General features: G+C 55.6%; 13 protein-coding genes and 1 pseudogene. 10 read left to right on the top strand and 4 right to left on the bottom strand.

All coding sequences use genetic code 11. From position 1 onward, the window contains the following. Positions 1 to 2 precede the first annotated feature (2 nt). Positions 3 to 1,139 carry a DNA recombination protein RmuC gene (locus RSAL33209_RS04990; protein ID WP_012244581.1) on the bottom strand — a complete coding sequence of 379 codons (1,137 nt, stop codon included), beginning with the start codon at positions 1,137 to 1,139 and terminating at the stop codon, positions 3 to 5. 33 nt (positions 1,140 to 1,172) lie between these two features. Here RSAL33209_RS04990 and RSAL33209_RS17465 point away from each other — a divergent pair, with 33 nt between their 5' ends. The 7 genes and pseudogenes from RSAL33209_RS17465 to RSAL33209_RS05025 all read left to right on the top strand — a co-directional run bounded on the left by RSAL33209_RS17465 (position 1,173) and on the right by RSAL33209_RS05025 (position 8,751). Next, positions 1,173 to 1,337, top strand: coding sequence for a hypothetical protein (locus RSAL33209_RS17465; RefSeq protein ID WP_155116074.1), 165 nt, complete (start codon positions 1,173 to 1,175; stop codon positions 1,335 to 1,337). 58 nt (positions 1,338 to 1,395) lie between these two features. Then, the gene (gene ychF / locus RSAL33209_RS05000) at positions 1,396 to 2,481 is read left to right on the top strand and encodes a redox-regulated ATPase YchF (protein WP_041684472.1); all 1,086 of its coding nucleotides are present in this window, start codon (positions 1,396 to 1,398) and stop codon (positions 2,479 to 2,481) included. A 66-nt stretch (positions 2,482 to 2,547) separates the two neighbouring features. Further along, the gene (locus RSAL33209_RS05005) at positions 2,548 to 2,847 is read left to right on the top strand and encodes a VOC family protein (RefSeq protein WP_012244583.1); all 300 of its coding nucleotides are present in this window, start codon (positions 2,548 to 2,550) and stop codon (positions 2,845 to 2,847) included. A 219-nt stretch (positions 2,848 to 3,066) separates the two neighbouring features. Beyond that, positions 3,067 to 3,775: pseudogene (locus RSAL33209_RS16025) on the top strand (VOC family protein). 332 nt (positions 3,776 to 4,107) lie between these two features. After that, entirely contained in the window at positions 4,108 to 5,886 is a 1,779-nt protein-coding gene (locus RSAL33209_RS05015) for an ABC transporter family substrate-binding protein (protein ID WP_041684474.1), read from the top strand. A 193-nt stretch (positions 5,887 to 6,079) separates the two neighbouring features. Beyond that, on the top strand, positions 6,080 to 7,615 hold the full coding sequence (locus tag RSAL33209_RS05020; RefSeq protein ID WP_012244588.1) for an ABC transporter permease: 1,536 nt from the start codon (positions 6,080 to 6,082) through the stop codon (positions 7,613 to 7,615). Continuing rightward, the gene (locus tag RSAL33209_RS05025; RefSeq protein WP_012244589.1) at positions 7,612 to 8,751 is read left to right on the top strand and encodes an ABC transporter permease; all 1,140 of its coding nucleotides are present in this window, start codon (positions 7,612 to 7,614) and stop codon (positions 8,749 to 8,751) included. Before RSAL33209_RS05020 ends, RSAL33209_RS05025 begins: the two co-directional genes overlap by 4 nt. Positions 8,752 to 8,766: 15 nt before the next feature. Here the strand turns inward: RSAL33209_RS05025 and RSAL33209_RS05030 are convergent, their stop codons facing one another. After that, positions 8,767 to 9,384, bottom strand: a complete 618-nt coding sequence (locus tag RSAL33209_RS05030) for a PH domain-containing protein (RefSeq protein WP_012244590.1) — start codon at positions 9,382 to 9,384, stop codon at positions 8,767 to 8,769. Positions 9,385 to 9,476: 92 nt separating this feature from the next. On the opposite strand from RSAL33209_RS05030, the gene RSAL33209_RS05035 reads away from it, so the two are divergent. Continuing rightward, positions 9,477 to 11,363, top strand: coding sequence for an ABC transporter ATP-binding protein (locus tag RSAL33209_RS05035; protein WP_012244591.1), 1,887 nt, complete (start codon positions 9,477 to 9,479; stop codon positions 11,361 to 11,363). Positions 11,364 to 11,415: 52 nt separating this feature from the next. Here the strand turns inward: RSAL33209_RS05035 and RSAL33209_RS05040 are convergent, their stop codons facing one another. Beyond that, positions 11,416 to 12,219, bottom strand: a complete 804-nt coding sequence (locus RSAL33209_RS05040; protein WP_012244592.1) for an SGNH/GDSL hydrolase family protein — start codon at positions 12,217 to 12,219, stop codon at positions 11,416 to 11,418. A 259-nt stretch (positions 12,220 to 12,478) separates the two neighbouring features. On the opposite strand from RSAL33209_RS05040, the gene typA reads away from it, so the two are divergent. Further along, on the top strand, positions 12,479 to 14,401 hold the full coding sequence (typA, locus tag RSAL33209_RS05045) for a translational GTPase TypA (protein WP_012244593.1): 1,923 nt from the start codon (positions 12,479 to 12,481) through the stop codon (positions 14,399 to 14,401). Positions 14,402 to 14,418: 17 nt separating this feature from the next. Further along, entirely contained in the window at positions 14,419 to 15,726 is a 1,308-nt protein-coding gene (locus RSAL33209_RS05050) for a PIG-L family deacetylase (protein WP_233494275.1), read from the top strand. Here RSAL33209_RS05050 and RSAL33209_RS16925 read toward each other — a convergent pair. Continuing rightward, on the bottom strand, positions 15,653 to 16,153 hold the full coding sequence (locus tag RSAL33209_RS16925; RefSeq protein ID WP_080503766.1) for a helix-turn-helix domain-containing protein: 501 nt from the start codon (positions 16,151 to 16,153) through the stop codon (positions 15,653 to 15,655). The two genes, RSAL33209_RS05050 and RSAL33209_RS16925, sit on opposite strands and share 74 nt — an antisense overlap. Between the last annotated feature and the right edge of the window lie 45 nt (positions 16,154 to 16,198).

The raw sequence follows: 16,198 nt of genomic DNA on the forward strand, positions 1-16,198 counted from the left end.
CCTCAGCCGGTGTATCCGGGCGCGCTGAGATGTCTGGGCTGAACGTCGACTTGGGCTGGTGCAGCCAACGATTCAGGGTCTAATAAATTCAATCGTCGAGCAGACGGAAGCACTCTAGCTTCCAATGACCCAACCATGGTGTTGTACTTTTCGACCGACGATCTAATCGATGCGCCAAGCTTTCCCACGTGTTCGCCAAGGGTTGCCAATCGTTCGTAAAGCTGGCTGGAAACTTCGAAGAGCTCTTTCGCGCTTTCGGTGAGGACGTCTTGGCGCCATGAATAGGCAACAGCTTTGAGTACTGCGAGCAGACTGATTGGCGAGGACAGCACTACGCCTTTACCCAAGGCATAGTCGAGTAATTGCGCGTCAGCACTCAGTGCCGCCGAAAGGATGGACTCGGCCGGCAAGAAACAGATCACTAGTTCAGGGGAGGTAGGCGAGCCCTGCCAATATTTCTTGGCGGCTAATGCGTCAATATGGCTTCGAACGGCCTTGGCATGCTGGTTGAGGGAAATTGCGGCATCTCGTTCGCTACCGGCCTCCTGCGCCTGCAAAAAGGCGCTAAGCGGAACTTTGGCATCCAGAATTAATTCCTTTCCACCGGGCAAGCGAACGATCATGTCTGGCCTTTGCACGCCGTCGATACCGGACTGTTGAACCTGCTCACTGAAATCCACGTGAGCCACCATGCCTGCAGACTCGACGACGCGGCGCAACTGAACTTCGCCCCAACGACCGCGAGCGCTGGTAGAACGCAATGAAGACGCAAGATTTTGCGTGGTCTGCAGAAGAAGCCGGTCCGCATCTTTTGCATCATTGAGCTGCTGAGATAGCTGACCGTACTGTTCCACCCTGTCCCGTTCTAGCAGTGTCACTTGACGTTGCACATCACCCAGGCGCTCCGATACTGGGGCTAAAGCTTTCAAAATCGAAGAGTTCTCACCGCTTTGCGCCGTCAAAAGTCGGGATTCGGCTTCAGCCGCGGCCAGCGCGGCATTTGCTTCGCTAAGCCGATCTGACATGTCGTTTAGATCGGACGCTAAATTAGCTTGCCGACGTCGGCTGACAAAGTAGCTGACGATCGCGCCGAGAATGAGACCGAGCAGCAGACCAATAAGCAATGTGGAACTCTCCATAGCGCAAGCCTGTCACGAGGCTCTGACAAAATCGTGACGCGGCTTATCGCTTCTTGCACGGACGTTGCTGCCCACTCGAACCGCAGTCTTGGTGGGGATAGCTGGTTCCTGCCCACCGAGCATGCGGTTCGAGTGGGCAGCAACGTTGACGACGGCACACCGTTCCGTCAGTTTGGGTCCCTCGCCGGTATCGTTTAGCGGCTGCCTCCGCAGTTCGTTCCTCACTGCGAGGATCCTGCCGCTAAACTTAGTTCCCGTGGCTCTTACTATTGGCATCGTCGGACTGCCCAACGTCGGCAAATCAACTCTTTTCAATGCGCTCACCCGCAATAATGTGCTCGCGGCGAACTACCCGTTCGCTACGATCGAGCCCAACGTGGGTGTGGTAAATCTTCCTGATGCCAGGCTGGCCAAGCTCGCTGAGGTGTTTGGTTCGGCGCGGATCCTGCCCGCCGTCGTGTCATTCGTGGACATTGCCGGCATTGTCAAAGGCGCTTCCGAGGGCGAAGGATTGGGCAATAAATTCCTGGCCAATATCCGCGAGGCAGAAGCAATTGCCCAAGTAATCCGGGTTTTCGACGATCCCGATGTTATTCACGTCGACGGCAAAGTCGATCCGAGCTCCGATATAGAGACCATCAACACCGAGCTGATCCTTGCCGACTTGCAGACCATTGAAAAGGCTGTTCCGCGCATCGAGAAGGCGGTCAAGCTAAAGCAAAAAGACGCCGCTGAGCTGAATGCGATTCTGACTGCGCAGAAGGTCCTCGAACGTGGTGACACCATTTTCTCCTCGATCAAGAGTGACAAGCTGGAGATGGAACATCTCAAAGAATTGGGACTGCTCACGGCTAAGCCCTTCATCTACGTGTTTAACGTCGATGAAGCGGTGCTGAACAATACCGAACGCCAGGGCGAGCTGCGTGAACTGGTGGCCCCGGCTGACGCTATTTTCCTGGACGCGAAGCTCGAAGCCGACCTGGCCGAGCTGGATGAAGAAGAAGCTCGCGAGATGCTGGAAATGAACGGGCAGGAAGAGTCTGGCCTGGACCAGCTTGCCCGCGTCGGCTTCCACACCCTTGGTCTGCAGACCTATCTGACCGCAGGAACCAAGGAAACGCGCGCCTGGACCATTCGACAAGGCGACACCGCACCGCAGGCGGCTGGAGTCATTCACTCGGACTTCCAACGTGGCTTTATCAAGGCTGAAGTCGTCCACTTTTACGACCTGATCGACGCCGGTTCGATGTCGGAAGCCAAGTCGCGCGGCAAGGTTCGGATCGAAGGCAAAGAGTATGTAATGTCCGACGGCGACGTGGTGGAGTTCCGCTTCAACGTCTAGGCCAGAGGCTGATATCTGCCACGATTTTTCCTTCTTTTCGGTCGCCTCCGTTGGTAGGGTCAAGACATGGCATTCAGGTTTGACAACATGGGAATTGTCGTAGAGGACCTTGAACTTACGGTCGAGTTTTTTCTTGCACTTGGCCTTGAACTCGAAGGCCGAGGGATGGTCGAAGGTGAGTGGGCTGGCAAGGTCACTGGCTTAGGCAACCAACGCGTCGAGATCGCCATGATGCGGATGCCTGACGGACATGACCGGCTTGAACTTTCGCGCTTTCTTTACCCAGCAGTCATCGCCGATCATCGAAACGCCCCGGTAAACGCTCTGGTGTTATCTTCGAGTGATGTTCACAGTAGACGACATTGAAGACACGATGGCGAGGCTAAGTAAGTTCGATGTAGAGCTTGTAAGCAGCGAAATCGTTCGTTACGAGGACGTTTATAAGCTTTGCTACATTAGGGGACCCGAGGGCCTTCTGCTGGGCCTTGCCGAGGAGCTGGCGTAAGCCTTCGACGCGACTGCTAACCCAGCTGGAATTCTCTTCAAACCCTGGTAGTGCCGCACACCCTCGGGGTAGCATGCGCTATGACATCTGATCTTGCCGCGCTCTGTTTTGATGCGCACCGGCCTGCACAGCTTGCGAGGTTTTGGTCTGAGCTACTGGGGCGGAAAATTGGCGTCTACTCCGAGGATGAAGTTGAGCTGTTGCCAGGTGCGGCAAGCGAATTTCCAATCCGGTTCTTCCCGACGCAGGAGCAAAAGCAGGGCCAGAATCGCGCCCATTTTGACCTCACCAGTTCTTCCCTTGAAGAGCAAGAACAAATCGTGGCCCGAGCTCTGGAACTTGGCGCTAAACACATTGACGTTGGGCAGCTGCCAGAGGAAGAGCACGTGGTGCTCGCAGACCCTGAGAGCAACGAATTCTGCGTGATTGAACCAGGGAACGACTTTCTCGCCGGATGCGGGGTCTTAGGCGCGTTGGCTGGAGACGGTTCGCAGGAAGCTGGTTACTTCTGGAGCAAAGTATTGGGCTGGCCTTTGGTCTGGGACGAAGATCAAGAAACTGCTATTCAGTCGCCACGTGGCGGTGCAAAACTTACCTGGGGTGGCCCGCCACTCATGCCCAGGACGCATACGGATCGACTTCATTTTGACTGCTCAGGGCGTTAGTCAGGATGCTGAGATTGAGCGTGCCATTGCACTTGGCGCTAGCCGAGTTGGCGTCGATGAACGTGAGTCTATCGTCATGGCCGATCCAGATGGCAATGAATTTCGAATATTGGCCAAGAGATAGCTAACGCAGTCTGGACATCAGGAGTTTTTGCGCAGTTAACCTGAGTCTTGGCAACGTATTTCGTTGCACTTCCAAGCATTTAGATGTGGTTTAGACACACATAGAGGTACAACAATGACGAATGAATCTGGGAATGTCCTGGACGTTGACAGTGAATTTCAGGTTGCATCTCGGTAACAACCCAGTAACGGGAGTCAATTTTTTACCACTCGGCAACAAATCCGGTCTACGCTCTTGACAATGTGAGACAGGAAACTTGCCGGATCGGCAAGGGTTGTCGGGTCAGGATGACAGCATCTTGGTTAACACACTCTTCAGATATAGGAGGCGGAATGCGTTTCGGACGTATTTCCAAAGCAGCCGGCATTGCAGCAGTAGCTGCACTTGCTTTGAGTGCTTGCGCCGGCAACTCCGGGAACACCAATTCCAGCGCTTCGACGAGTGGCAAGACGGGTGGCTCAGCCACAGTGGTTGAGGTGAACGGCTTCACATCGTTCAACTCAACCACCCCAGCCGGAAACGTTGAGATCAACTCAAAAATTGCGTACGCCACGCACTCCGGTTTTGGCTACGTTGACGACAAGCTAAACGTTGTCAACAACGATAAGTTCGGCAAGATCGAAAAGGTCTCTGACGATCCGTTGACGGTCAAGTACACCGTTAACGACGGCGTCAAATGGTCTGACAACGCACCGGTTGACGTAAATGACTTGGTCCTAGCTTGGGCGATCGGATCGGGTTACTACAGCGATTCGAACCCCGATGCGAAGACCGGCAACGCGTACTTCCAGACTGCCGCAGACACCGCTGGTTTGAACCTCACCAGCTTCCCGGAGCTTGGCAGCGATGGCCGTTCAATGACGATCAAGTACTCGAAGCCTTATGCTGACTGGGCGATTGCGCTTGGTATTCCAACCATCGACAGCCCGGCACACGTTTTGGCACAGAAAGCTGGCCTCAAAGATGCTGCTGCGCTGACTGACTTGCTGAAGGGTTTGCCTAAGGGTGATCCGGCCAAGCCAGCCGCTGTTAACGAAACCCTCAAAAAGGTCTCAGACTTCTGGAACACGGGCTTCGACAGCAAGCAGTTGCCATCGGACGCTAGCTTGTTCCTCTCCAACGGCCCGTACGTCGTGAAGTCAATGGAGCCGGACCAGTCAATGACTTTGGTCAAGAACAATGACTTCAGCTGGGGCAACAAGGGCAAGCTTGATCAGATTACGGTTCGTTACATCGGTAGCGCATCTGCTCAGATCCAGGCTTTGAAGAACGGTGAAGCGGATATCGTTGCACCGCAGGCTTCCGCAGACACGGTTGACCAGCTCAAGGCTCTAGCGGGCCAGGGCGTCACCATGGACAAGGGCCCGCAGCTCTCCTATGACCACGTTGACCTGAACTACTCGGGTGTCTTTGCTGATCAGAACGTTCGTGAAGCATTCATGAAGACGATCCCGCGTCAAGATATCTTGAACAAGATCATCAAGCCGCTCGATCCCGACGCCAAGGTGCTCGATTCGCAGTTCTTCTTGCCGGGCCAGCCGAAGTACGACGATTCCGTCAAGAACAACGGCTCTGATAAGTACCCGAGCGTAGATATCGACGGAGCTAAGAAGCTGCTGAACGGTGCAACCCCGACCATTCGGATCATGTACAACAAAGACAATCCAAACCGTCTTGATTCCTTCACTCTGATTTCCCAGTCGGCTTCTAAAGCCGGATTCACCGTCGTTGACGGTGGCTTGGGCAAGTCTGAGTGGGGCAAGGCGCTCGGTAACGGATCCTACGATGCTTCGATCTTCGGCTGGATCAACCCGGGCGTTGGCGTCAACAACGTTCCTCAGGTATTCAATTCCGGTAACGGCTCGAACTACAACGGCTTCGCTAGCGCAGACGCTGACAAGCTGATGGACACCTTGATGACCACGCCGGATAAGGCTAAGCAGGACGACCTGATTTCTCAGATCGACAAGATTGTTTGGAGCACGGGCTACGGTTTGCCGTTGTTCCAGACCGTCGGTGTTGACGCTTACAGCGACAAGGTCACCGGAGTTACCTACAACCCGACGCAGACTGGCGTTTGGTGGAATGTATGGAACTGGTCCTCTAAGTAATAGTTTCCAACCTTTACGGTAATCATCAGAAGGGCGCCAGGACCACGTTGTGGTTCTGGCACCCTTCTGATGATTAATACCTACAGGTTTTCCAGCAATTTGTTCATGCGACTCGTAGTCACTGAGGCTCAGGAAGCTGAAGTAGACTTCAACAGCATCGGGTAATCCCCACCCCCCACAATTCGAGGTCCACATGCTCAGCTATCTCGTGCGGCGAATCATCACAGCCGCACTAATTCTGCTCGGGGTGTCCTTCGTGGTGTATCTTCTGACAGCGGCGTCGGGCGATCCACTCGAAGCGCTTCGCACCAGTCAAAACCCTAATAAAGCCGATTTGATCAAAGCCCGAAGCGACTTGCTTCACTTGGATGTTCCGGCACCTCTGCGCTATTTCGTTTGGCTAAAAGGCGCGGCCGGTTGCTTGGTCCCCTTTGCGAATGCTTGTGATCTAGGCAAAAACCTACAAGGCCAGCCAGTTACCGAGCAGCTTAGCCAAGCTCTTGTCCAGACATTGTCTTTGGTTACCACGGCTACTTTGCTCGCGATCATCATCGGCGTCACGGTCGGTATCATTACCGCTCTTCGCCAGTACAGTGCATTGGATTACGGCGTAACGTTTATGACGTTCCTGTTCTTCTCGCTGCCCATCTTCTGGGCTGCTGTGTTGCTGAAAGAGTTTGGCGCGATCAGCTTCAACACCTTCCTCCAAGATCCACAGATACCAATAGGCGTCATTCTGGTCGTCGCGGTGATCTTCGGTTTGATAGGTATGGCGGTTGCTCGAGGAGCATGGAAGAAACGATGGATTGCCTTCGGTGGGACGGCCGTCGTCGTCGCACTGGTACTGGGTTACATTTCACTGACCGGTTGGCTCAAGACTCCCGGATTAGGGCCCGTTGTCATTGCGGCCAGCGGGGTGGGAATTGCTTTTGGTATCACCGCGCTCACCGCTGGACTTAAGAATCGCAAGGCGCTTTACTCTTCGCTAGTCGTGGTGGTTATCGGTCTGATTTGCTACTACGCACTTCAGCCGTTGCTAAGCGATGCGACCTTCTTGATGGTTGTTATCTTGGCGATCGTCGCGATCCTGGTTGGAGTTGCGGTTGGCTATTTCTTCGGCGGTTACGACAGAGCTCAGAATATGCGTGCTGCTGCGCTAACGGCCTTTTTAGTTGCCGCTCTAGTCTTGCTTGACCGTTTTATGCAGTCTTGGCCTCAGTACTACGATCAAGTTCGTGGTCGCCCAATTGCAACGATCGGCGCGTCGACGCCGAACTTCCAAGGTGATTTCTGGACCGGCGGCTTGGACCGTTTTACGCACTTGATCCTGCCGACCATCGCCTTGATCTTGATCTCGATTGCTTCTTACACTCGCTACTCGCGAGGTTCGATGTTGGAAATCATGAATATGGATTACATCCGCACCGCTCGGGCCAAAGGGCTCTCCGAACGTACCGTTGTGATGCGGCACGCTTTCCGTAACGCGCTGATTCCGCTAGCTACTGTGGTCGCCTTCGATATTGGCGGTTTGATAGGTGGCGCGGTGATCACTGAATCGGTCTTCTCCTTCACAGGTATGGGACAAATGTTCGCGCAAGGCCTGCTCAACGTCGACCCGAATCCCGTGATGGGCTTCTTCGTGGTCGTGGCTGCTACGGCGTTGGTATTCAATCTCTTGGCGGATCTGGTCTATTCCGCTCTCGATCCCCGAGTGAAGGTGAAGTCATGACGACACTCACAAACCCTGAAATAACGCCCCAACCACCGGCTGTAGGCATCGAAGACATCCAGGAAACCAAGGGTCTAAGTCAAGGCCAAATTATCCGGAAACGGTTCTTTGGCCACACCGCTGCCATGGTTGCTTTGGTGGTCTTTCTGCTCGTGGTGATCTTGGTATTCAGCGCCAGCGGCATCAAGCTTTGGGGCTGGATTAATATTCCTGGCTGGTGGAAGTACAGCTATCTTGACGTGCAGGACCTAGTCAAAAACGCTGCTCCCACTTATCAATTCCCGTTCACGCTAGGCGACCATCCCTTCGGTCAAGACCGGGTTGGTCGGGATATGTTCGCGATGACTATGCGCGCAGCCCAGCTGTCCATCATGGTGATGTTCACGATCGGTATTGTTGCTTGTTTCATCGGTGTTGTTGTTGGAGCGCTTTCCGGCTTCTTCCGCGGTTGGGTTGAAACAGTTCTTATGCGTATCACCGACGCGATCATCATCATCCCGGTGATTGTCACCGGAGCCGTCCTCGGTCAGATTGTCGGCAACGCAAGTGTGGGTAATACGGTTATTGGCGCGGACGGCCAGCCTGCTGTCCAACGTGACTTAACAGCGGATCTCTTCAAATGGCTGCAAGATAACCTGGGCGTAGTTCTGCTCGGTATCTTCTTGTCCTTAGTGATCTGGGTCGGGCTGGCTCGATTGGTTCGTGGTGATTTCTTGAGCTTGCGTGAGCGTGAGTTCGTTGACGCGGCACGAATTGCGGGAGCTTCAAACGGCCGAATTATCTTCAAGCACATCCTGCCCAACGCGGTAGGCGTGATCATTGTGAACACCACGCTGTTGATGTCCTCGGCAATCTTGCTTGAAGCGGGTTTGAGCTTCATTGGGCTTGGCGTGAAACAGCCAGATATTTCACTGGGCTCGCTTGTTGTGCAAAACCAAGAAGCGTTTTCCACCCGTCCGTGGCTGTTCTGGTTCCCTGGCTTGTTCATTATCATCATCTGCTTGTGCATCAACTTCATTGGTGATGGCTTGCGCGATGCCTTCGATCCGCGGCAGAAGAAGTTCAACGCCAAGCGGGCCAAGAACAAGGCAGATGCTGCTATCGCTAAGGCCGAGACCAAGGCTGGCAAGGCCTAAGCGATGGCTGCTAAATCAGACAAACACGGCAACAAGCGTTACCACCGCGGCGAGCAGTACCGCCGCGATTGCAATACGCAGCCAGTTAATCTTGATGTCAGCGCGAGCAGACTCAGTTTGCTCGACGTCGATCTTGCCGGCGTCAACCAAGCCAGCCCAGCGCGCGCGGACCAGATAGGCTGCCGCGCCGGAGTCGCTTCGCTTGAGGTCGCCAGGTCGCAAGGATCCAGCCGCACCGTAGCTGCTACCCGGCAGGTTCAAAGCGTCTTCGCGCTTTCCACGGAAGGTTCCGATGACGCCGGGAGCCGGTGCAGCCCAAGCGCTGTATCGGCCGTTGGCAGTAATCAGGGTCAAGGCGAATTTCGTCTCGACGGTGACCAAAGCTACCCATGGCACTCGGATCGTTCGGCTGGGATTGACCAGAGTGATGCCGTCGTCATCGACCACCACTTCGGGGTAACCGAAGAGCCAGTATCCGCAGTAAGCCAGAAATGCCAGAACCGGAAGAGTCAGCAAGATTTCGCGTCCGTTGAGCCCGCTCAACAGTGCGACGGCCAGTCCGGCCACAGCCAAGGCGTAAAGAACGATGGCCAAAATAATGCCGGTACGGGGGCGGAAACGCTCAGTTGTCATGCACCTATCGTGACAGCACAGCCGAGCAGCCGACTAATTCGCAGATCAGCGAACGCTTATGTGGCGTTCCTGAGCGGAAGGAAACACACAGCATGAGTGAAGAAAACATCACTCCATCGGAACCCACCGAAGTCGACAACATCGGCCCAACGTCAGCGACTCGCGCTTCGGGCCGCCGTAGTTCGGCCGAGGCAGTGCTCCAGGTCAAGAACCTTTCGGTGGACTTTGGCGTGGACAAGCAATGGGTGCCGGCGGCAATCGAGCTTAATTACGAAGTCAAGGCTGGCGAAGTGCTAGCAATCGTTGGCGAGTCAGGTTCGGGCAAGAGCGCAAGCTCGATGGCGATCTTGGGTCTGCTGCCGGACAACAGTCGGGTGACCGGCTCGGTCAAACTCAACGGCGAAGAAATCCTCAACGCATCGCCCTCCAAACTGCGCAAGATCCGCGGCAGTGACGTCGCAGTGATCTTCCAGGAGCCGATGACCGCGCTTAACCCGGTTTACACGATTGGGTTTCAGATTGTGGAGACCTTGCGTCTGCACAACGAGATCTCACCGGACGAGGCAAGAGTAGGTGCGATTCGGATGCTCGAATTGGTCGAGTTGCCAGATCCGGAAAAAGCGTTCAAATCGTATCCACACCAACTTTCGGGTGGCCAACGGCAACGCGCAATGATTGCGCAATCTTTGTCTTGCGATCCGAAATTGCTGATTGCGGATGAGCCGACTACTGCGCTGGATGCGACGGTTCAAGCAGAAATCTTGGACCTGATGCGTAACCTGCGCAACAAGTTGGATTCGGCGATCGTCCTGATCACGCACGACATGGGTGTGGTTGCTGACCTCTCCGACCGAATCGCCGTGATGCGAAAAGGCGTCATCGTGGAAACGGGTACCGCAGAGGAAATCTTCTACAATCCGCAACACGAATACACGCAAGCCCTACTTGCCGCCGTGCCGCACCTTGGCCAAGGCAACGATCAAGCGGCCGAGGTAGATGTCACCGCGGTACTTGCTGACGCAACCCAATCGTCAGTTTCGGCAGTTGATTCTGAGGAACTAGCCCGTCGTGAAGCGGCAAAAAGTAGTGCTCTTGCCTCAGCTCGTGCGGTTAGCGAAGCGCAAGCCAAGGCTGAGCACGGTGAGCCGGTACTGGAGTTGCGAGACGTTGCGATTGAGTATCCGAAGCAGGGTCGAGTGCCAGCATTCAGGGCGGTCGAAGGCGCAAATCTGACCATCTACCCAGGCCAAGTTGTTGGACTGGTAGGGGAGTCGGGCTCGGGAAAGACCACGATTGGCCGGGCAGCGGTTGGTCTCTTGCCAGTTGCCGAAGGCACGCTTCAGGTCGTTGGCCAAGACATTACCAAGGCCAAAAAGAACGGCCGGCAGCTTTACGAGGCCCGACGCAACATCGGCATGGTATTCCAAGACCCCTCGTCATCGCTCAACCCGCGGTTGCCGATCGGTGAAAGCATCGGCGAGCCAATGTTCTTGGCCAAAGAAGCCAAAGGCCCTGAGCTGCAAAAGCGAATTGAAGATCTGCTTGATCAGGTGGAACTCCCGAGAAGCTACCGTAACCGCTACCCGCATGAGCTTTCCGGTGGCCAGAAGCAGCGCGTGGGCATTGCCCGAGCCCTGTCGTTGAAACCGAAGCTCATGGTTGCCGATGAGCCGACGTCGGCATTGGATGTTTCGGTGCAGGCTCGCGTCTTGGATCTTTTGCAGAACTTGCAGAAGGAAATGGGCTTTGCCTGCCTCTTCGTGACCCACGACCTTGCCGTCGTTGATTATTTGGCTGACCGCATTGTGGTGATGCAGTGCGGCAAGATTGTTGAGCAGGGCACTCGTGACGAGATCCTACGCAGCCCGAAAGAGGCTTACACTCAGCGATTGCTGGCTGCTGTGCCGCTGCCGGATCCGCAGAAGCAGCGCGAACGCAGAGAACTGCGCGAACAGCTGCTTGCCGCCGGCGTCGAGTAGCAGGGCGTTTTGAGCTAAAAACTAAATATCACGCCGCTTGTGGGTTCGAACGCTATTCTGCGTTCGGGCCCACAAGTGCAAGTAGCCGCTCGCGCAGGGCGATTGCCAAAATGCCGTGTCCTGAGGGGTTCAGATGGACGCCGTCAACAAGTTTGTTGCTGACTTTGTATTTGGTCAGCCAATCACCCACGCTAATAAAAGGAAGCTGGCGTGAAGCGGCAACTCGGCCAAGGAGCGCATCAATCTGGCTCCGCCGACCACCATTGTCGTTCAGGCCTCGGCCCAGAGTGCCGATCATAATTATTTGTGCTTGTGGGTAGAGCTTTTTCAGATCGGCAAGCAAACGGTCCGCATTGGCGGTAATTTGTGCGTCGCTGGCGCCAATGCGTGCGTCATTTCCACCACCCTGAATCACTACCAAGCCGCGCCCGAGGGAGGGAGATTGCAAGCTGGGCGGCAAACTTAGTGCCCACTGACCCGTTTCCAGCGCCTCAGGATAATTCGAAGCCTTTGCCTTGCTAGCTACGAAACCGGTACCACCTCGGCCGCAAAAGGCAACGCGGTAGTTTAGCGAGCGTAAGGCTTGTTGTACCCAGGTGTCCGCGCCGGGAACACCGGCTGCGCCGTCGGACTGCGAGTCGCCAATCAGTACGGCAGTTTGGCTAAAGGGTGCCAAACTAGTGCTGAAAGACTTAAAAATTACTTTACCAGGTTTGACGACTGGTGAGGTGGCGTTTGCTTCAAACGGTGCGATGACGCCCAAAGCCGTGACGCAGGTAAAAACTACGGCTCCAACCCGCCAATAACGTTCGTGGCCGGCTGTTCCGTGTGGTTTTCGGTACACTGTGCTCTGCACTTTTCATGAATTCCCCGGTCAGCGATCTGATCTTCTCTTCATGATGAGGCATCTATCGGCGGTTTACTAGAGCAGTGTGGTGAACAAGTCAGTAATGATGCGTGTTTTAGCGCATTTAGGCTGCGGCTGCGGTAGCGACTAGAATATTGTTGTGCTATGTCGGCGCGAAGCTGCGCCGAGCCCTTGACAGCTAACTTTTGTGACGCTGAGAGGGACACCGGAGCGCACCCGCCGAAAACACTGAAACGAGTCTTCACGCATGTCCGATATCACTACTGCCCCGGCTACCGCTTCGCGGAATGATCTGCGCAATGTGGCCATTGTGGCGCACGTTGACCACGGCAAGACCACGTTGGTCGATGCCATGCTGAAGCAGACCCACTCCTTTGCCTCGCACGGCGAGGTTGCCGACCGGGTCATGGACTCAGGTGACTTGGAGCGCGAAAAGGGCATTACGATCCTCGCGAAGAACACGACTGTTTCCTATAACGGTCCTGCTTCCAACGGCGAGACTGTCACGATCAACGTGATTGATACTCCAGGCCACGCTGACTTCGGTGGCGAGGTGGAGCGCGGCTTGTCCATGGTCGACGGCGTCGTGCTGCTGGTTGATGCCTCAGAAGGCCCGCTGCCGCAAACTCGCTTCGTGCTGCGTAAAGCGCTGGCCGCAAAGCTGCCGGTGATCTTGCTGGTAAACAAGACTGACCGTCCGGATGCTCGCATTGACGAGGTCGTGCACGAGTCGATGGACCTGTTGCTTGGCCTGGCCAGCGATATGGCCGACGAAGTTCCAGATCTCGATTTGGACGCCATTCTCAACGTACCAGTGGTCTATGCGGCCGCCAAGGTCGGTGCCGCATCGCTGGAGCAGCCGGAAAACGGCAGTGCGCCGTCGAACCCGGATCTGGAGCCTTTGTTCAAGACCATCCTGGACCACATTCCGGCGCCGACTTACAACCCGGACGGTGTGCTGCAAGCTCACGTCACCAACTTGGACGCTTCGCCGTTCTTGGGTCGTTTGGCTTTGCTGCGTATCTTCAACGGCACGCTTCGCAAGGGCCAGACCGTTGCCTGGGCCCGTCACGACGGAACCATGAAGAGCGTTAAGATCACCGAACTGCTGGCCACCAAGGCGCTCGAGCGCGTTCCTACCGAATCGGCTGGACCGGGCGAAATCGTCGCCGTCGCCGGAATCGAAGACATCACCATCGGTGAGACGCTGACCGACTTAGACAACCCGCAGCCGTTGCCGCTGATCACTGTCGATGATCCCGCGATCTCGATGACCATTGGTATCAACACCTCGCCGCTGGCCGGCAAGGTAAAGGGCGCCAAGGTCACCGCGCGCCAGGTGAAAGACCGTTTGGACAAGGAACTTGTCGGTAACGTTTCGCTGCGCGTGCTGCCCACCGAGCGTCCTGACGCTTGGGAGGTTCAAGGTCGTGGCGAGCTTGCGCTGGCCATCTTGGTAGAGCAGATGCGTCGTGAAGGCTTCGAGCTGACCGTTGGTAAGCCGCAGGTTGTTACCCGGATTGTTGACGGTAAAGTCAACGAGCCAATGGAGCACATGACCATTGACGTGCCGGAAGAGTACCTCGGTGCCGTGACTCAGCTGATGGCTGCGCGCAAGGGCCGGATGACCAATATGGCCAACCACGGCACCGGCTGGTGCCGGATGGAATTCCTCGTTCCGGCTCGTGGCCTGATCGGCTTCCGGACCAAGTTCCTCACTGACACCCGCGGTGCTGGTATCGCTTCCTCGATCGCTGAAGGCTATGAGCCGTGGGCCGGTCCGATTGAATACCGCACCAATGGGTCATTGATCGCGGACCGCGCTGGCGTGGTCACTCCGTTTGCGATGATCAAGTTGCAGGAGCGCGGTTCATTCTTCGTTCAGCCAACCTCGGAAGTATACGAAGGCATGATCGTTGGCGAGAACTCGCGAGCCGATGACATGGATGTGAACATCACCAGGGAAAAGCAACTCACCAATATGCGTGCAGCGTCCTCGGATACCTTTGAGAACCTGACCCCGCCGCGGGATCTGACTTTGGAAGAATCACTCGAATTCGCCCGTGAAGATGAGTGCGTTGAGGTTACTCCGGAATCAATCCGCATCCGTAAGTTGATCTTGAACATCTCGGAGCGAGCTAAAGCTGCTCGCTCGCGCTCGCACAACTAAGGTCGCAACAGTCTTTGTTGCCTGAAAAAGCCACGGCAGCAGACGGAATATTCCGTCTGCTGTTTGTGCATGCCCACCCGGATGATGAATCCATCACCACGGGCGGCACGATGGCTTATTTTGCCCGCTCCGGTGCGCAGGTCACGTTGTTGACCTCCACCCGGGGTGAGCTAGGCGAAGTGATTCCGGCAGACCTGCGTTACCTGGAACAGGGCTTGCCAAAGCCAGGCCGGGCAGGTCAATCCATTGACGACGGCGGCGCTGGCCTAGCGCGAATGCGCACCGCCGAGTTGAATCAAGCGGCGGCAGAGCTAGGCGTTTCGCAGCGGATGTTTCTGGGCGAAGCTCCGGCGCTTGCGCCCGGTGCTGAGCCGGTCATTTACCGTGATTCCGGCATGATGTGGGCGCCAGATGTGCCAGGGGAGCGCCGTCGAGCGATTGCCTCAGAAACCGTGCTGCCGGGATCGTTCTCTCGAGCACCGTTGGATGAAGTTGCCAATCATACTGCCGTGCTCATCCGGGCCTTGCGGCCAGACGTCGTGGTCAGCTACGCCTCCGACGGGGGCTATGGTCACCCCGATCATGTCCGGACGCATGAGATGACTGTGCGAGCTCTGGAGCTGGCTTCGATGCAGGGAGATGCTGTCAATCCAGCGTGGCGAGTGCCGTTGGATTACGAGATTCTTTCGAGAAGCGAACTTGAGCCAGAGGCAACAAATACGCCATTACTCTGCGTTGACGGATCTTATGACGCCAAACGTGCCGCAATGCTGGCGCATCGGACCCAGATTGTTGTTAACCAAGATCAATATGCGCTGAGTGATCTGGAGCTTAAACCGATAAGTGCGGTAGAAGGGTTCCGGCTCGGGGCTCATACTGCCGCTCGGCAGCCGTCATTGCCGCCACGACGGACGATTTCTGAGTGTGTGGGATACACGCTGGGTGCACTGCTCGCTGGCGTCATTTCAGCTTTTCTTGGTACAGCCCTGCATTTGCAGACGATGCAAATTGGCGATACTTCGGTGCCGTGGGGTGCTGCGCTTGCTTTGGTTTTGGTAGCTGCAGTGCTGACGCTGGTGGGCAGCTGGGCACGTTCACCAACCACGGGCTTACTCAGCGGTGCTGCGGCCTATCTGAGCTGTGTTGTTTTGGCGATCCCGCATGGTCGGATTGGCATGATTATTGCCAATTCAGCCGGAAATATCTGGCTTTATGGCGTTGCCGTGGTGACGGTACTTTACTGTCTTGTTGCTATGGTGCTGGCCGGGCGCTCAAAGGCTGCTCGGGGTCGGCGGAATTCTGGTCGACGCGGTGAGCGAACATAATTCCAGTTGGTTCGCTGTCTGGGTCTGAGGGCATCTCAGCATATTCTCGGAGCAGGGCGTTGAATCTGGAGAGCATCTCCTCACGATGTTCCTGATTCAGGTGCAAGCCCAATCGAGAAGTTTCAATCTGGCTAGGATGTAGCCCTTTAATTTCCTCGAGAAAAGCGTTAATGAGAATTGGCGATGCATCAGGGACACTCTGACTGAACGACCGTCGGGTGGCTAGATAAGGCACTTCACGTGCGCCTCGCGTTCCTCTTCGCAATTCCTGCGGTGCAAGGAATCCAGTGTCAACAAGCTTTCTCACGTGGTGCAGAATCGACGCCGGATTAGCCTCGAGCAATTCTGCAATCTCCTTATTCGTACGTGCTTGGTGTAAGCAGAGCCGAAGGATTCGCAATCTCAGTGGCGATGAGAGCGCCTTGATCTTGGCTTCATTAAGACTCTAGCTCCGTGGCTGAACATATTCCAA

It is taken from the genome of Renibacterium salmoninarum ATCC 33209 (genome assembly GCF_000018885.1).
Classification (GTDB): domain Bacteria; phylum Actinomycetota; class Actinomycetes; order Actinomycetales; family Micrococcaceae; genus Renibacterium; species Renibacterium salmoninarum.